Raw genomic sequence first — 18,793 nt, 5'->3', positions numbered from 1 at the left:
TCGTTGTATTATCTATTTATATATAAGTAACCCGATTTCTGTTTAGCTTCTCCTCTTTTTATATATTTTATGACATAAAAATAGGTTCCCGCAGGTAAATAATCGTTGGCTTTAATTACGGCTTGTCCATTAGACAAGCCTGAAAATGAATTTGAACTATTGTTGTAAGCACTTGTTCCATAAACTTTATTTCCCCAACGGTTAAATACCTCCACCGTGTTTTCTGGAAATGCTTCTATATTAATGATTCGGAATAGTCCATCGTTAGCATCTGGAGTAATAAGATCACTAGCAATACTAATGTCACACGCCACATCTATTGGTGGAGTACCGCCAACAGAATCGCAAGCATCTAACGGATCTGTGGTATCTATCACTTCTTGCCCATCTGTAATCCCATCATTATCACTATCAGGATCAAAAGGATCTGTTCCTAAATTCTCTTCTTCTGCATTGGTCAAGCCGTCTGCATCACAATCCGTTGTTGGTAGCGGTGTACCATTCAACGAGTCACAATCATCTAATGGATTGGTATCATCCATAACCTCTTCACCATCTTCAACACCATCACCATCCGTATCCGGGTTGTTAGGATCCGTACCTAAAGCAGCTTCTTCACTATTGGTTAACCCATCATCATCAAAATCGTCTGTAATAGTCGTATTACCAATGATGGAGTTCCCCGCAATATCTGTAGCTGTTATGGTTAGAATTGTTGGATAATTTAAAGTAGGCAACATTCCGGTAATAGGTGTCGCAGTTTCGGTAGCTAAGGACCAGGTTCCTAAACTATCCGTAGTTACCGTATAGCTTACTTCTGGTACACCATCTTCATCCGTATCTATTGTCATAGTAATGGTTTCATTCGGAGCACCCTGTCCTGTAATTACAGGGGTAAGATTATCCGTAATTTCTTCATTAATCATAGGTGCTTGCGTATCAATAACCACTATAAAATCTATAGAAGAATTACTAACGTTTCCAAAGGCATCAGAAGCTATTGCCGTAAGGGTATAACTACCATCTAAAAGCGTAGTGGACGTATAATCAAAATCCCAAATTCCAGAAGCAGCTGTTGTTGCTGTTCCGATACTGACGCCATCTAAAAATAGTTCTACTTGCGTATTTGGTACTGATGTTCCAAAAATATCAAGCGTATTATCTGAAGTGATTCCGTCTGTAGGAATATTTGTATCTGTACTAATTTCTGTAATTGTTGGCGGATTAACTATTCCTACTTCAACATTATACACTTTGATGGTTGAAGTATTTCCTGGGTTACCAGCAGTATCTGTGGTTGAAAAAGTAGCATCAACTGTTGTATCTGAATCTAAAGCTAAATTGTTTCCTAAACCGACAATACTAAACACACCTGAAGCATTTACTGTGCCCGATACTGTAACTCCATTAATAACCAAGTCTACAACGTCTCCAGAATTAAAATCTCCAGAAACAGTTCCGGTAATCGTTACGTTCCCTGCTGCTTCCAACGTATTGACTACATTATCTGCGGTAATATTATCTATGATTATTGTAGCCACCGGCAAAGTAACATCTACGGTATAGCTTTTGGTTGTAGTTGCTGCTCCTGTATTTCCTGCAGTATCTGTTGTACTTACACTTCCATTGACTGTAGTATCTGCATCATTTGAAAGATCTGCTCCTATCACAACAATGCTGAATATACCTGAACTATTTACAGGTCCTGTAGTTGTTATTCCGTTAATCGCTAAGCTAACTGTATCGCCAGAATTAAAATCTCCAGAAACAGTTCCGGTAATTGTTATATTGCCGGAAGCTTCACTAGCATTAACAAGATTATCAGCTGTAATATCATTGATGGTAAGTACAGGAATTGGTAGGCTTGTAGCGATACTATATACTTTATCATGTATTGCTGTTCCTTCATTACCTGCCGCATCTGAACTGGTTATACTACCCGCAACAGTAGTATCTGGATCTAAAGCTAAATCTGAACCAGACACTATAGTTGTAAATTCTCCTGCCGTGTTTAGCGTGCTAGGATACGTATTTCCGTTTATGGTTAAGCTAACAGTATCACCTGTATTGTAATCGCCTGTAACGGTTCCTGTAATTGTTATTGTCCCTGAGGCTTCACTAGCATTGATGGTGTTATCTGCAGTAATATCATTTATTACTAAAGTCATTACAGGAATGACGGTATCTAAAGTATATAATTTATCTGCTGTGATTGTTCCTAGATTGCCTGCCAAATCTACACTGGAAACGCTTCCTGAAACCGTAGTATCTGCGTCTAGGGCTAAATCTGAACCGTCAACTATACTCGTAAAGATCCCCAAGTTATCTACTGTCCCTGTACTTGTCACACCATTAATTACAAGTGTTACGGTATCTCCTGTATTAAAATCTCCTCCTACAGTTCCTGTAATTGATACACTTCCAGAAGCCTCAGTAGCATTCACTACATTATCTGCCGTAATATCATCAATAACTAATGTTATTGCGGGTAACGTTGTATCAATTGTGATTGGAAAATCTGCTGAAATAATACCTGTATTGCCTGCCGTATCTGTTGCCTGAGCTGTAAGGATATAATCTCCATCTGCTAAAACTGTAGCGGTATAATCAAAGGTCCAATTCCCTAAAGCATCTGCTGTAGTAGTACCTACGCTTATTGCATCTATAAACACTTCTACACTACTATCTACTTCTGCTGTTCCGTTGATAAACAACGTATTATCTGAGGTTATTCCGTCCAAAGGATTACTTCCTGTATCTGTACTTATAGATGTAACGTTTGTACTTACAGGAGCAGTCACATCAATATTATATAATTTATTGGTTGTTGCAACGCCTTCATTACCGTAAATATCTGTAGTTGTTACAGAACCTTCAACTGTCGTATCAGAATCTATTAAAAGATCATTTCCTGAAACTACAATACTGAAAATTCCAGAAGCATTAATCGCACCAGTTAGTATAACAGAATTAATATTCAAGGTCACAGTATCTCCTGAATTAGCATCTCCGCCTACCGTTCCTGTAATAGTAACATTGGCTATTGCTTCTGTACTATTAATTGTATTATCACTAGTAATATCATTTATTATTAATGTTGGAATTGGGAGGGTAGTTTCTACGTTATATAATTTTGTTGCAGTAGTAGTGGTTGAATTACCGGCAGTATCTGTAACTACTACACTACCTTCTACTGTAGTATCAGCATCTAACACTAAATCGCTTCCTTCAACACTAATACTAAATAACCCAAGAGCATCAATTGTTCCTGTTGTAGCCACTGAATTTATAACCAAGCTAACAGTATCACCTGCTGTAGACTCACCAGAAACAGATCCGGTTATGATAACATTATTTGAACCTTCTGAAGCATTTACTATATTATCTGCAGTAATATTATCTATATCTAAGCTAGCTATAGGGGATGTCACATCTATGTTATACGCTTTATCTGCAACAGTAGTTCCAGAATTTCCGGCGCTATCAATGGTGGTAATAGATCCATCAACCGTAGTATCGGCATCATTTAACAGATCATTCTCATCTACAGAAATACTAAAAACACCCATTGCGTCAACAGGTCCTGAAGTAGTAACCCCATTGATGACTAAATTAACAAGATCACCCGAGGCAAAATCTCCTGTGACTTGCCCTGTAATGGTGATAGGAGCAACTGCTTCTGCACTATTTATAATATTGTCTGTCGTGATATTGTCTATAGTAAGTATTGGTGCTGGTAGTGTTGTATTTACAGCATACAGCTTGTTATTTGTTGCTATCCCTATATTTCCTACCGTATCACTAGAAGAAATACTACCTGCCACTGTGGTATCTGCATCTAGTGCTAAATTATTTCCAGATACTATAATGGTAAAATATCCAGAAGCATCAATCGCTCCGCTTGTGGAAACTCCATTAATAGTTAGCGTCACTAAATCTCCTAAATTAAATTCTCCAGTTACTTTCCCTGTAATGCTTATAGTTCCTGCTGCTTCAGTTGCATTTACAATATTATCTGAGGTAATATCATAAATCTCCAAAACAACAATAGGAGCAGTTGCATCTATTGTTATAGGGAATGCTGTAGATAATGGCCCTGAATTCCCAGCTAAATCTATGGTTTGTGCAGTTATTGTATAATTACCATCAGCTAAAGTAGTGCCCGAATAATCAAAGGTCCAATCTCCCGCTCCATCTGCTAGAACTGTTCCAATACTAACACCATCTATAAAAACCTCTACAGTATTATTGGCTTCTGCAGTTCCTGTAATTTGCAAGGTATTATCTGAGGTAATTCCGTCTGATGTATTGCTCCCTGTATCATCACTAATTGCGGTAACTGCAGGTGCTGCCGGAGCACTTGTGTCCACCGTAAAATCAAAATCTGTGGAAACTATACTGCTGTTTCCTGCAAGGTCTGTTGCTTGTGCTGTTAGCGTATAATCTCCATCCGCTAGTGTGGTTCCTGTATAATCGTAACTCCAAACTCCTGTACTGTTGGTCACTATTGCTCCTAAACTTGTGCCGTCTAAAAAGACTTCTACACTACTAGCGGCTTCTGCCGTACCAGAAAACACCAAGGTATTGTCTGAGGTGATTCCGTCTGATGTACTACTTCCATTATCATCTGTAATTGCAGTAACCACGGGAGCATCTGGCGCTGTAGTGTCAATCGTAAATGGAAAATCTAGAGAAACGGTACTCTTAACCCCAGAAATAGAAATTGCTTGAGCGGTTAATATATAGGCCCCATCGGGAATAATAGTCCCGGTATAATCAAAAGTCACCTGTCCAAATGTATTTGACATGGTAAACCCTATACTAATGCCATCTAAGAATACTTCAATAATTTTATCTGGCTGAGAAGCCCCTATAAATATCAAAGTATTGTCCGATGTAATTTGGTCATTATTACCCCCCACTGTAGCATCTGTATCATCCGTGATATCGTAAAGAACAGGTGTATTTGGTTTTGTATTATCAATAAGAATTGGAAAATCAACAGAAATTCCGCTGACATTCCCACTATTATCTGTGGCTTGTGCTGTTATAGTATGCGCTCCATTTGAAACTGTTGTGCCTGTGTAATCTAAGGTCCAAACTCCTAAAGCATTAGTGTTTGTGGTACCGATAACAGTTCCGTCTAAAAATACGTCTACCAAACTATTAGCATCTGCAGTTCCTCTAATTATTAAGGTTTGATCTGTTGTAATTCCGTCTGTATTACTCGTTCCTGTATCATCGCTAATACTGGTCACTACCGGTACATTTGGTGCAGTTGTATCTATTAAGGCTGAATCGTTACCCTCAATTCCAATATTTGTAACGCTATCCGTAATAAATGCGACAACGGTTAACGTATTACCCTCTCCAGGACTTGTAAAACTTGTTGTTACTTCTCCATTTAGAATAGCTGTAGCTGTAAGCGTTTGTGAAACTCCATTAATAGTCAGGATATCATTTTCAACAGCCACTAGTGGCAAGGTAATGGTAACATCAATATCCCCTAAAAGTTCGGTGCTGTTTATAATCCCATCATTATTAATATCTTCTGTAATGGTAACTATTGGGGCTTCTGGTGCAGTGTCATTAAACGTTAAAATAGCTTCGTTTGAAAGTAATGAAGTACACACAAAAGAATCGTCAGTGATTAAAACTTTAAATTGATCTCCATTATTTGCCGCGGTAACTCCAGTAACTGTTAAGGTAGACGTATCACTACCGGTATACATATCTGTGGCGTTTGTAGGATCTATCGTTACAAAACCTCCTCCAGATTGATCATCTACTTGCCATTGATATTGTAATGAATTTCCTGTTGCAGTTACACTAAATGTAACTGGACTGGTTCCGTTGGTAGTCGCATTCTTAGGTTGATCTAATGGGTTAGGGATTAAAATTGCTTGTCCTTCCTGTTGAAAATCAAATTGAGTATTTCCTGAACTACTATCTGCATTTGAAGGAATTGCATACCCATCTATAACAGTGCTACCAGTAACTAAACCATTAGCATCTACAATAGTTGGTAATTCTCCTAGAATTCCGTCTCCATTTAGGTCTGTATATCCTGCTTCTTGCGTATCATTACAAACATCGCCATCTGAATCTAACTCCATAAAATCTGGAATTCCGTCTGGGGAGGCTTCTGAATCTGCTAAGGTATAATTTACGGTTTCACTGTTTTCATTCCCACTTGCCTGAACGGAATCTGCAATACCATCCGTTCCGACGGTACCCGTTAATCTTCCTAAAGTATATGCCTGTCTATGTCCGGCTTCTACAACATCATAAATTCCGTCATTATCCGTATCGAGATCCATTGGGTCTGGAACCCCATCCGCATCAGAATCTATGTCTTTACAAGCTGCAATAATTAATTCTATTTCATCTCCAACACCGCCAGTTCCTCTTTGCACAAATTGCAAGGTAAACGAGCTCACTTTTTCGTTAATTCTAAGTGTCCCTGCTGCTGTTCCGTTTTCGTCATTCTGTGTGCTTTCTGCAGAATATCCTGAGGAAGCAAGTCCCGTTCCTCCATCATATACCGTATTTGATGTAGTCGCAAAATCAAACGTTCCTGATAGCTTAGACCATGTATTCCCGTTCAATAATGTAATTGTAGCCGAATTTTGAATACCGCCAAATTGACCTCCTATGCGATCTAAATGAAGTATTGGTTGGTCAACCTCTATAGGAATATCAAAGGCATCGACGAAACTAACAGTCATAGTACTATTCCATACGTAAGTACTTGCTAAGGATAGTGTTCCTGCTAAATTTTCTGACCAAAAATTAGTTGCGGGAGACGTAAAATTACCACTAGAAAAAGCATTTGAGTTTGTAGTACTTATATTAATTTTTACGCCGTTTCCATAATCATACGAAGCTGTAGTACCTGTTGCCGTCCAGCTTCCTGTCGTAGTTGGTGTACACTTCCCTTCATCTGTATCTAAAATACCATCATTATCATCATCTAAATCACAACTGTTATTAACACCATCTCCATCTATATCCAATGCCGTTGGAGTACCTACGATAGCTCCGTAAGTACATGGGTTGATGACTAAGTTTGATAAAACAAATTCTACAGTATCGTCATTAGCACCAAGCCCTAAGAATGGAAGATTAACCGTTGTATCTATAGTAAGAGAACTTACCATAGCATTTAATTGAAGACTACCGCCTGCCGCTCTGGAACATTCATCCCCAACTCCTGTCAGTAAAAAACCTAAATTAGCTTCAACCGAGTTTGTAGTAGACTGAAAAGAATTATTATTGGAATTTAATTCTGTCCAAGTACCATCCCCTAAAGTAAAAATACCAGAAGCACTTCCAGCAACAGCTACAGTACCTAATCTATCTATATGTAATATAGGATTAAGAATATCCACAGATAAGCCTGTGGCTATTTCTATAAAACTAAACGTAATCGAACCTGCGGAACTTATTACATTAAATTCTAATGATGGATTATTTAATATCCTTGGATCACTATAGGCTTCTGAATTACAACCCATACTTTCAACCCCAGTAATTGTTGCTCCTCCAGTACGTTCTGCTCTAACAAGAACTAACCCGTCTGAGCTCGTTGCTTCCCATACCCCAGAACCTATATTAGTCCACGTACCAGTAGTCTGCGCAGCTATAAATTGCGTAAAAAATAAAATAAAGCATAGAAAAATTAATTTCCTAATTATAGATCTTTGAGCCGTCAATCTTATGTCTTTTAAAATTGCATTTTTACAAATCTTCTAAATGACAGCAGTAAACATTGGCTCTCAAATACTAAAATGCAATAAATCAAACGTAAAAAAAGAGGAAACTAGGCTAGAAAAAAAACAAATGTTGTGAAGCATGTTAAAAATGAGTGCGAAATTAACATTGAACAACATTTAACCTATAAAAAGAATATATCCTACAAGCATATTACAAAAATAGGGTGCTAAAAAGCCGCTATACACAGTTATAAACCGACGAAATACAAGGTATAGCTCTCCCTGAAAGTTTTAATAACTAGAGACTAAATTAAGCGGATTTATTTCTTCCCATTTTTCCTGCAATAATGCTTATTATTAAAATTTGTGTGGCATGAAAAATCATTAAAGGCAACAATATAATCCCTAAAGTAGCCATGTTCCCAAACACAATTTTAGAAAAAACAGTCCCGTGAACTAATGATTTTTTAGTCCCGCAAAAAGTAGCCGTTATTTGATCTTTTTCAGTAAATCCTAATCTCTTGGAAACAAATTTTATCCCAAAAAAAACAACTGCAAATAACAATAGAATAATCCCTAATAACACCAACAAATCTACTAAAGAGACACTACTGAATATCTTTTCTTCAAACGAAGAAGCAAAACTTTTATATATAATCAATAGAATTATAGACTTATCAAAAAGCGTAAGCTGTTTACTGTATTTTTGAGCAAATTCACCTAAATATTTTTGCAAGATTAATCCAAGAACCACAGGTACCACTATCTGACCAATAAGCTGTAGGTAAATACTGGAAAAATCAAAATTAGCATCCGCACTATTCACAAAGATTCCCATCCAAAGTGGTGTCACCAAAATACCAATTATTCCCGAAATACTTGCATTAAAGATAGCGGCAGGAATATTCCCCTTGGCCACCGAAACCATAACTACAGAAGAAGATACCGTTGAGGGTAATGCTGCTAAAAAAAAGATAGCCAACCATAACAATTCTTGTTCCGCTGTTTGTAACAAAGGTTTAAATAAAAGTACTATAAGTGGAAAAAACAGAAAGGTAGTCCCCTGTATTAACACATGTAACTTCCAATTTTTAAGTCCCTCTTTAATTTTAGTAGGGCTCAATTTTAATCCGTAAAAAAAGAAAATTAAGGATATTCCTATCGTACTGATGGTATTGATAGGAATAGGACTTGATGCAGTTCCCCATTGTGGGAAAACATAGGCTAATCCGATGATAAAAAGTATGCTTACTACAAATTTATCGAGCTTTATATTCATTGCTGTGGTGCGACTTTGGGTTGAGACTTACGATGCTGTAAAATTAAGGTTAACTTTTATTCAATATGTTTTTATTTTTAACTTAAATGAGATTTTCAAAAGTGATAAGAATCTTTCATTTCAATAAAAAAGCTTCTCTAATATTAGCTAATGCTCATTTTTATATTAAAAACACCTCCCTAGTATACCGAAGTCGTTAGAAAAGCGTTATTTATTAAAGATTAGTAACCTTCAAAATTTTCAAAGCAACATCATGGAAAAGTATAGAAAAACAAAAGGCAAAAAATACGCAGCTATTCTATACTGATACGGAAATGCCCCAGAAAAAAAACTCTAAACCATTCGTTTAAATACTCCTTTTTTAAAGGGACGGGGTATCCATTATTCTAATATAATTAAAATTCTATTGGTCTAATTTTAGTTAATTATGCATAAATTAGTAGATTCCGTCAATAATATTGCTAAAAAAAGATGAAAATAAACCTAGTACTAACCAAATGCTATTGAATAAATAAGCGATACCTTAAAATATACTTATATTCATTGAACTCATATTTATATAAAAAATTTCTGAAATAATTTTATATGCAGAATAACCAATCCGTAGTTAATGCCCCTTTAGTAAAATCTGTATTAGAACCATTAAGCGAAAAATTTGATTCTTATAAAAACGCACTAAATAACAGTACAGCCATAGCTGCGATCAATAACTTAATTTCTTTTGATTTTTTTAAACTTTGCAATCAATATATCAACTATGCGGATACTGAAAACAAGGAAATGGCCATTGATCAAAAAGACACTTATTTATTACAATATGTGCTTTCTGAGCCTTTAAAAGATCTTATTATTTTACATCGTGATGTTTTGCTACAATTACAAATTGGCAAGCATAAAAATCTAGAACAACAAGCATCTGATGATTCTTTAGAACAGCTTTTAAATGAATCAAAAGAGCTATTGACCAATGCAGTTTCCTATTTTATTTCTGTCATAGGGAAGGAAGAAAAACAACTCCATCAATTTTTAGCTACATCAAAAAAAATAGAAGCTAAAACAAAACATCATTTATCACCTTGGGAAGTTTACAGAGAACAGTTTAAGGTTTTACTTGCTCAATTCTCTTTTATTTTAACTACAAGTAAAAAAACAGAAAAAAACATAATCGCTTTTAATGAAATAAATCAACATACCCACACCGTAATTGACCAAGTAATTAAAGAATCTGAAGTTTTATTAGAAGTTTCAAATACTGCTGTTGCTAAAATTGAAGCAAAAGAAGATAGTAAAGAACTACTTTCCTGGATAGAAAATTGCTTAGCTCTTATTGCAGCTACCGATTTAAATAGTAAAGAAGAGTTTACAACAGATATAGAAAACAAAATAAATAACTTAGATGCGTATGCGATCCCTGTTGGTACCAACCAAGGTTATTTGTTAGACAAGAAAATAAACTTTAATAAGAGTGTCAAAAAATGGATGGATTACAACCTCCTCCCCTTGTTAATGGATCTTTGGGATGGGAATAATAATCTAAATCACTTTATAAAATTATCGTTGTTAAATTTAAAATCTAGCTTAAAACTAGGGAAAGAAAATGATAATTTAATAGTGTATGACATACAGTTAAAATCCTATCAAAAAATTAAAAAATCCTTATTAGAGAATATTGAGACCCAGAAAACGATTGTTTCTCAAATACGGCAAATGTTAGCTACGGAGTTTTTAGTAAGCAACTGTTATAACCGTGATGAGTTTCTTGAAGTCACCATTCAAAATTCTATAAATCAATATACCTCAGAAACAAATAATTTAGTTGCTGGTTTTAAGAGTGTTTTTGAACGGTTAATCGCTAAATTTAATCAGAGCTATAAAAAAGTTGTCTTAGAAGATCCCCAGTCTAAAATAGACAAAGCCTCAAATTGTATTTCCCAAAGAATGTATAAAGAGGTAAATGCTGATTACGACACGTTGTTCCTAAATAAAAAATTTATAGGTGATTTATTTTTGGTTTCTAGAAGTAGCCAAGAAGCAAAACTAAAGGACGCCATAACACAATGGAATGAAGGTTTTAATAAATCTATTCTTGTTTTAGGGAATAGACTTTCGGGAAAAACTACTTTTATTCATCATTCAACAGAAGTTTTATTAGATCAAAAAACTATAAAATTGAACCCTAATGATAGTGTAACTATTGAAGGTAGAAAAATTAAAACCACAAAAAACCTAAAAGAAGCCCTTGATGAAGTGAAGAAAAGTTCATTTTCTAAAAAAAGGATTTTACTAATTGATGATTTAGAACTTTGGCGTGATGATAAAAACACCCTTTTAAATAACACTAGAGCACTTATTGATTTTATTGAATCTGAGTCTGATAATGTACTGGTTATAGTAACAACAAACCCTTCTATGGCTGTTCATTTGAATACAAGGTGTAATTTTTCTAATGTATTTAGCACACATATCGATATAAATAAATGCAATCAAGAAGAAATTTTTAAAGCAGTAATAATACGCCACAGCGCAACGCATAGATCCGTAATCAATAGTGGAAACGAACCTTTGACGGAATCGCAAATTAATGCTAATGTAACCAAATTAAGCAAAAAATTAGATCATAATATTGGGGAGGTATTACAAGCTTGGACCTATGGAACAACAGTGACAGAAGATGGTTCTATTTTATATAAAGACTCTTATTTACCTTTTCCTGATTTTTTCACAAAAGAAGAAATTTTAATCGTTAAATACACTTTACTGTATACCTATATAAGTGAAAAAATATTGAAAGAATTCACGGGAGAATTTTACGAAACTAGCTTAAAATCTAGTTTAAAAAGATTGATAAATACTAAAGTAATTTTAAGAAATGATGTTGGTCTTTTAAAACTTAATCCTGTGCTAAATCACGACATCTATCAAATATTAAAATATAGAGATATAATTAACTAAATGGAAAATATATTTACATTCTACACTTGGTTGGGTTTAAGAAACCTAATTCTAATTTTATTTTTCGGGTATTGGGCTATAAAATTAATTACATTTTTAATTCAAAAAATCACAGTCACTCAAAGGGTTAATAAAAACGTATTAGCAATTTTGAATAAAGTTTTACTCCTGTATAAGCCTATAAGCATATTGCTTATTCTATTAGGTTTTATTGCAATAAACTACATTGTTCATGGAATATTTTTACTTCTAATCTGCGCCATTGGCTATCCTTTTATAAGGAATTATGTAGGTGGTGTTTTATACAAAATTAACTCTATTTTAGCAAGAGGGGTTTCTGTTACCATAAATGAAACTACGGGAGAAATAAAAAAGTTTCTTCCATTTGGAATTGTCGTAAACACAGAAAAAGGAGACAGTTTTATAAATTACACCACTATAGACGAATCCGGATATACTGTAAACTCAAAACACGATACCGTATTAAGACAAACTTTATTTATTAGAACGCTTCTTTCTAAAAAAGAATTACTTGATTTACTTTTTGATAATCCTTTATTAAATTATAAAGAAACCCCTGTTTTGAAAGAACAAGAAGGATCTAATACTTTAAAATTACAATACACCTTAGAAAAAGGAATCCAAGCAGAAAGTTTGATAGCCTTTTTAACAGCGAACAAAATAGAAACAAGTTTAACTAATACCCCAATTGCCTAATGGAAATATTATCTTCTTATAATCTTATAATTGAAGTTTCTGTAATCATAATTTTATCATTTTTATTCAATTCTATAGCTAAAAAAACAAACATCCCTGCAGTATTAATGCTCATTGTATTAGGGGTTGGCTTACAATTTGGTTTAAAATATGTGAATAGTGATGCTATTGATTTTTTTCCTATTCTTGAAATATTAGGTATTGTTGGATTGATCATGATTGTTTTAGAAGCCGCACTTGAGCTAGAGCTTAAACGTGAAAAATTAATGCCCATTTTAAAGTCTTTTGTAGTGGCTCTTTCAGGTTTATTTTTATCTGCTTGGGTTGCTGCGTTGATACTGTATCAATTTATTCCGGATATGAATATGCATTCCGCATGGTTGTATGCTACGCCATTATCCATTTTATCTAGTGCTATTATTATACCCAGTGTAAATGACTTAAAATCACATAAAAAGGAGTTTCATATTTATGAGAGTACTTTTTCAGATATTATCGGGATCATGATGTTCTATTTTCTAGCCGGAAAACTTAACCCTGCAGAAGACACTGGATTTGTTGGCTTTACTAGTAATTTATTGTTAACGATTGTAATTTCATTGGTCGCCAGTTATGCGATAATTCTTATTTTTCAAAACATTAAGAGTCAAGTAAAGTTGTTTTTATTAATTGCTGTTCTTTTACTTCTATATGCTGTAGGCAAAAAAATGCACTTATCATCGCTAATCATTATCTTGATTTTCGGATTGGTAATCGCTAATATGAAATTATTTTTCAAAGGCAAGCTCCTTTCTAAGCTCCTAGACTATAAAAAAGCGCATCATATTTATCATGAATTGCATACGATAACAGCTGAAACAGCATTTGTAGTGAGAACCTTTTTCTTTGTTATCTTTGGTTTAACTATAGCAATTACTTCTATTTTTAATATTAATGTTGCCATAATAAGCTCCCTAATCATTGTCTCTATATACGCAATAAGAGCTGTATTAATGTTGATTTTTGTGGGGAAGGATATGTTACCACAATTATTCATTGCGCCTAGAGGACTTATTACAGTGCTATTGTTTTATGCGATACCTGAAGGAGCTAAAGTAGAAGGATTTGATTCTGGAATTTTATTATTTGTCATTATAGCCACCAGTTTAATTATGACCTTTGCTATGATTTATGATAAGAGGCGTGCAAATGCAGCTATTAATAAAGCAAACATAAACAAAGTAGGAACCACAAAATGGGTTGCTCCTACGATAAAAGAAGAGTAGAAAACTATTCAGCTTATAAAAAAAGGGTTTTGATCGCAATCAAAACCCTTTTTTTTGTTTACCCTATTATAGGGAAAGTAGAATATTTAAAACTCAACTTAACGCTAGTTCACAACTTCAACTGATCGTATTCCTTAGGAGGTTTTGTGATACTAAAAACTTAGTACAACTATCAAACTAGGCGTATGTTTCTCATTTCTAATATTCTGAAACCGTATAAAAGACAAAAAAGCTTCTGTTTTCACAGAAGCTTTTTTCTCGGGGTGGGAGGATTCTAAAATAAATAACAAACACCTAATTAACAATATTTTTAAACACTTTTAATTTTGTATTATTTACCTAATTGAACATTAAAGTCAAATCAAACTATTTATAAACAAATTATATTCCTCTTTATTGCTATAAAGATAGATTATTATAGTCTAAATTAAACATACTATCATTTATTTAGAAAAGCAATAAATGATGCAAATTCTAATTCATGGGCAACCGTACATAAGCTACCTCATTCATTTGCTAACCGTTGTGTAGAGAATAAAATAAATAGTAGGCATTTATAGAATATGTTGTGGTATAGTTCGCCTAAGTAAACTAAATGTATACCAAAACTATTGAAATTAATAATAAGTTATTTAAATTCCTCATTAAAAAATAATATCTACAAAATATAATCGATGCAACTACAACAAATATACTATTCATTGTAGTAGTAGAAGTTTTAGTAGTAATTTAATTAGTTAGCGGTCAAAGAATGTTATGAAGTGATTGTAAAATCGAATTATGAACTTTCCTATTTATAGGGAAGCCTACAAAATGGCACTAATACTTTCCCTAATGTAATTCAAATACCTATAAAAAATAAATTAAATACTATATAACACAAATTAACTTTATTGGAATAGTATAATATTCTTCAAAGAGAAACCAAAAAAATCAGCTTCAAAAGTAAATTATTACCCTGCTAGCCTCCCGCATTTTCATTGATTTTAACCAATATTAACCCTTTTTAACGAAAATTGTAGTACACAATTATTTTTTAATATAATTTTACTTTCGAAATGATTTTTACAAATTTTTAAATTATGTATAAAATCCATATTACAATAAAATTACGTAGATATAATCTACAACACTAAATCTTTTAAACCTAAAAATATGAAAAAAATATACTTTTTTTTGATTTTCCTCTGCATTACTAATTGGTCAAATGCCCAATTAAGTGACCTTCATTATTTGCCTCCACTAAAATTATCAGACAATACGGCAATATTTACATCCCAAGCATTATTTATATCCACTCCAGAGACAGATCCCTTTGATATTGAAATTTATAGAGGAATAAACCCTACCCCAATAACAACAATAACAGTATCAAATGCTACTCCCTACAAGTACAATTTACCCGGTAATAGTAATGATATAACCATGGTTTCTGAAAGTAATACGGGTATTGTATTACAAAATAGTGGACTTAAATTGCAATCTATTGGAGGTCAAGAATTTTATGTGAGTTTTAGAGGAAATTCAACTTCACAGGGAGAATCCTTAACTAGTAAAGGAAGAACAGCTTTAGGTACCAATTTTAAATGGGGGGCTATACCTAATGTAGATACTAGCACTCGTAATAGTAATCACAATATAACAATGGGTATTATGGCCACAGAAGATAATACAACTGTTGTAATATCTGATTATGATACCGATTGTACTTTTCGTTTAGGTACAGATATAGATGGTATTACTGATGATTCTATTACAATAACTTTAAATGCAAATGAAACTTTTGTCTTAGAGGCTCCCTCGTCAGGCAATCCAGATAATAGATTTGGTACTATTGGCGCAAGTATTGTATCAGATAAAAACATAGCATTGAGCAATGGAAACCTTATGGTAGGTTTGATTCAAGATGTTAATAACCAAGATGCAGGTATGGACCAGTCAGTACCAATTGATAGGTTGGGTAGGGAATATGTTTTTATGCGTGGGAATGGTAGTGATGCATTAGAATTTCCCGTAGTTATTGCAACAGAAAATAGAACCAGAGTATTTGTTAATGAAGGCACTACCCCTTTTGCTACATTGAATAAAGGAGAATATATCGCCATTGATGGATCTAATTATTCAGGTAATGTAGCTGGAGATAATATGTACGTAAGAACTTCTAAAAACGCCTATGCCTATCAATTAACTGCAGGTGACGATGGGTATCCTAACCTAGGGATGAATTTTATTTCTCCTGTAAATTGCTTAATGCCCCAGATTGTGGATAATATTGCGAATATAAATCAATTACCAAATGTTACAGTTACAGGAGGCATTACACTTTTGGCATCTACGTCAACTCCAGATGCCAATATCATTGTAACTGATAATAATGGTGTAGTAACCTTACCTACTTCTAAAACTGTTTTGGGGAATACAGATTGGAAAACTTTTTATGTACCTAATCTAATCGGTGATGTCAAAGTTGCATCATCTGGGCCAATTTCAGTCGGATATGTAGGATTTAATGGAGCTATTGGCACTGCATCTTATTTTTCTGGCTTTGATACCGTCCCTGTTGTTGAAATTAAAGAAAGCACTGAGGACTTGTGTTTAGGTAATACTATAACATTATCTGCTATATTTGATACTTATCAATGGTATCATAATGATCAACCAGTTATTGGAGCTACTTTACAGAGTTATACACCTACAGCCATTGGAGAAGTTTATGTAGAAGTAACCTCTGGTGGTTGCGCCTTTACCTCGAATTCATTCAGTATATATTATTGTGAGCCAGAATTGGTTATTACCAAAACGGTTGACCAACAGAGCGTAGAAGAAGGAGATGTGGTAACTTTTACAATTACAGTAGAAAGCCTTGGTATAGATAATGTTACCAATCTTAATCTTGAAGATTCATTACCCACAGGCTTAACATTAGTTGACGGGGCACCAAGCAAAGGAACTTGGATTAGTCCAAATTGGGCAGTTGGTACTATGTCAGCGGGAGAAATACAATCAATATTAATTACGGCAACTGTCAATGCATTGCCAGCTAATAATAGCTCTAACATTTTAACCAACACTGTTTATAACACACAAGATCAGATAGATAGTAATTATACTCAGGATAACCCGTCAGCGTCAATACTAGTGGGTAATGATAGTGATAATGATGGCATTGAAGATGATATTGATTTGGATGATGACAATGATGGTATTTTAGACACAGATGAAACAACATTAGATACTGACGGTGATGGTCTCCAAAATCATTTAGATATTGATTCTGATAACGATGGTATCTTAGATATTACCGAAGCAGGTGGTGTTGATACTGATGGTGATGGTAGAGTTGATTATCCAACTTTAGGAGATGCCTCAACAATGGTAGATATAAATAATAATGGAGTTGCTGATAATATAGAAACAAACCCATTAGCAGATAAAGATTTTGATTTGGATGGCAAAAAAGACCGTTTGGACATAGATTCAGATGATGATGGTATTCCTGATAATATTGAAGCACAAACTACTCTAGGTTATATTTCACCAAATAATGATACAGAAAACACCTATGCTTCTAACAGCGGAATAAATAGCGCCTACCTTGGAGGTATAATACCTAATAATCATGACAGCGAGGATAACCCTGATTATATTGATCTAGATTCTGACAACGATTCGGTTCCAGATAGTAATGAAGGAAACGACTTTAATTTTGATGGTATTCCAGATCAAACTTACACAGGAGTAGATACTGATGGAGATGGTTTAGATGATGGTTTTGAAGGATCAAATATTAATGATGGTTTTGATGTAAATGATGAGATCAATGATCCCTTGAATGATTTACCAGATACTGATGAAACAGAAGATGTTAATTATAGAGATTTAGACGATGATGCTGACACAATAAATACATCAGATGAAGATACCGATAGTGATGGTGATCCAACAAATGACGATACTGATGGCGATGGTACACCAGACTATTTAGACGCAACAGATGACAGACTTGATACTGACGGTGATAATGTTCCTAATACAATAGACTTAGATGATGATAATGACGGAATTTTAGATACTGTTGAGGATGCCAATATTGATGGTGACAATAACCCATTAACAGATCCAACGGATACTGATGACGATAGTATTCCAAATCATTTAGACATTGATGCTGATAATGATGGTATTCCAGATAATATAGAAGCTCAAGAGACATTCAATTATATAGCTCCTACTGAAGCTGTTAATTTAGAAGGGATTGACTTGGCTTACTTAGATGCACTTATGCTAATTGACACAGATGATGATGGTATATTAGATTATTTAGACGCTGATGCAGATAATGATGGACTATCAGACATTATTGAAGCAAATAGAGGTTCTGTTACCAATATTGATACCGATGGTGATGGTTTAGACGATGGCTTTGAAGGTACTGATGTTAATGATGGTTTTGATGTTAATGATGAAATAGAAGATCCGTCGACTTTACCAGATACACAAGTGTCAGGAGGAGATGTTGATTATAGACAGTCATCTTTAGAAGAATTGGCTGAAGACACTATAATTATAGACAATGAGACTGTAGGGCCACAAATAGATGAAGGTTTCTTTAGAATTATAAACATTGAGAATTATCCAGATAATAATTTCCAAGTCTACAACCGTTGGGGTGTAGTTGTTTTTGAAAACAGTTCATATCAAAATGGAACTAATGATTTTAGAGGTATTTCAAACGCAAGAGCTACTGTAAATCAAGAAGATCAACTACCATCAGGCGTATATTTTTACATTCTAAAATATGTTGATGGAGAAACCTCAAAAACAAAATCTGGCTTTTTATACATTGTTAGATAAACAAAACATAT

6 protein-coding genes are annotated in these 18,793 nt (G+C 34.1%); 4 read left to right on the top strand and 2 right to left on the bottom strand.

Annotated features, from left to right (window positions below):
• Window positions 1–8 precede the first annotated feature (8 nt).
• Both GQR94_RS16530 and GQR94_RS16525 read right to left on the bottom strand, forming a co-directional pair.
• Window positions 9–7,715, bottom strand: coding sequence for an Ig-like domain-containing protein (locus GQR94_RS16530; protein ID WP_158977032.1), 7,707 nt, complete (start codon window positions 7,713–7,715; stop codon window positions 9–11).
• Window positions 7,716–8,025: 310 nt separating this feature from the next.
• Window positions 8,026–8,994 carry a bile acid:sodium symporter family protein gene (locus tag GQR94_RS16525; RefSeq protein ID WP_158977030.1) on the bottom strand — a complete coding sequence of 323 codons (969 nt, stop codon included), beginning with the start codon at window positions 8,992–8,994 and terminating at the stop codon, window positions 8,026–8,028.
• Window positions 8,995–9,579: 585 nt separating this feature from the next.
• On the opposite strand from GQR94_RS16525, the gene GQR94_RS16520 reads away from it, so the two are divergent.
• The 4 genes from GQR94_RS16520 (at window position 9,580) to GQR94_RS16505 (ending at window position 18,782) form a co-directional block, all read left to right on the top strand.
• Entirely contained in the window at window positions 9,580–11,946 is a 2,367-nt protein-coding gene (locus GQR94_RS16520; RefSeq protein ID WP_158977028.1) for a hypothetical protein, read from the top strand.
• The gene (locus GQR94_RS16515) at window positions 11,947–12,663 is read left to right on the top strand and encodes a hypothetical protein (RefSeq protein ID WP_158977026.1); all 717 of its coding nucleotides are present in this window, start codon (window positions 11,947–11,949) and stop codon (window positions 12,661–12,663) included. It abuts the gene before it with no gap.
• Complete coding sequence (locus GQR94_RS16510) at window positions 12,663–13,928, top strand: cation:proton antiporter (RefSeq protein WP_158977024.1); 1,266 nt, start codon at window positions 12,663–12,665, stop codon at window positions 13,926–13,928. Before GQR94_RS16515 ends, GQR94_RS16510 begins: the two co-directional genes overlap by 1 nt.
• Before the next feature lie 1,155 nt (window positions 13,929–15,083).
• Window positions 15,084–18,782 carry a gliding motility-associated C-terminal domain-containing protein gene (locus tag GQR94_RS16505; protein WP_158977022.1) on the top strand — a complete coding sequence of 1,233 codons (3,699 nt, stop codon included), beginning with the start codon at window positions 15,084–15,086 and terminating at the stop codon, window positions 18,780–18,782.
• Window positions 18,783–18,793 lie beyond the last annotated feature (11 nt).

The sequence above is a fragment of the Cellulophaga sp. L1A9 genome (genome assembly GCF_009797025.1).
Taxonomy (GTDB): domain Bacteria; phylum Bacteroidota; class Bacteroidia; order Flavobacteriales; family Flavobacteriaceae; genus Cellulophaga.
The sequence above is the reverse complement of the archived record's forward strand: the minus strand, read 5'-3'. Positions and strand labels throughout refer to the sequence as shown.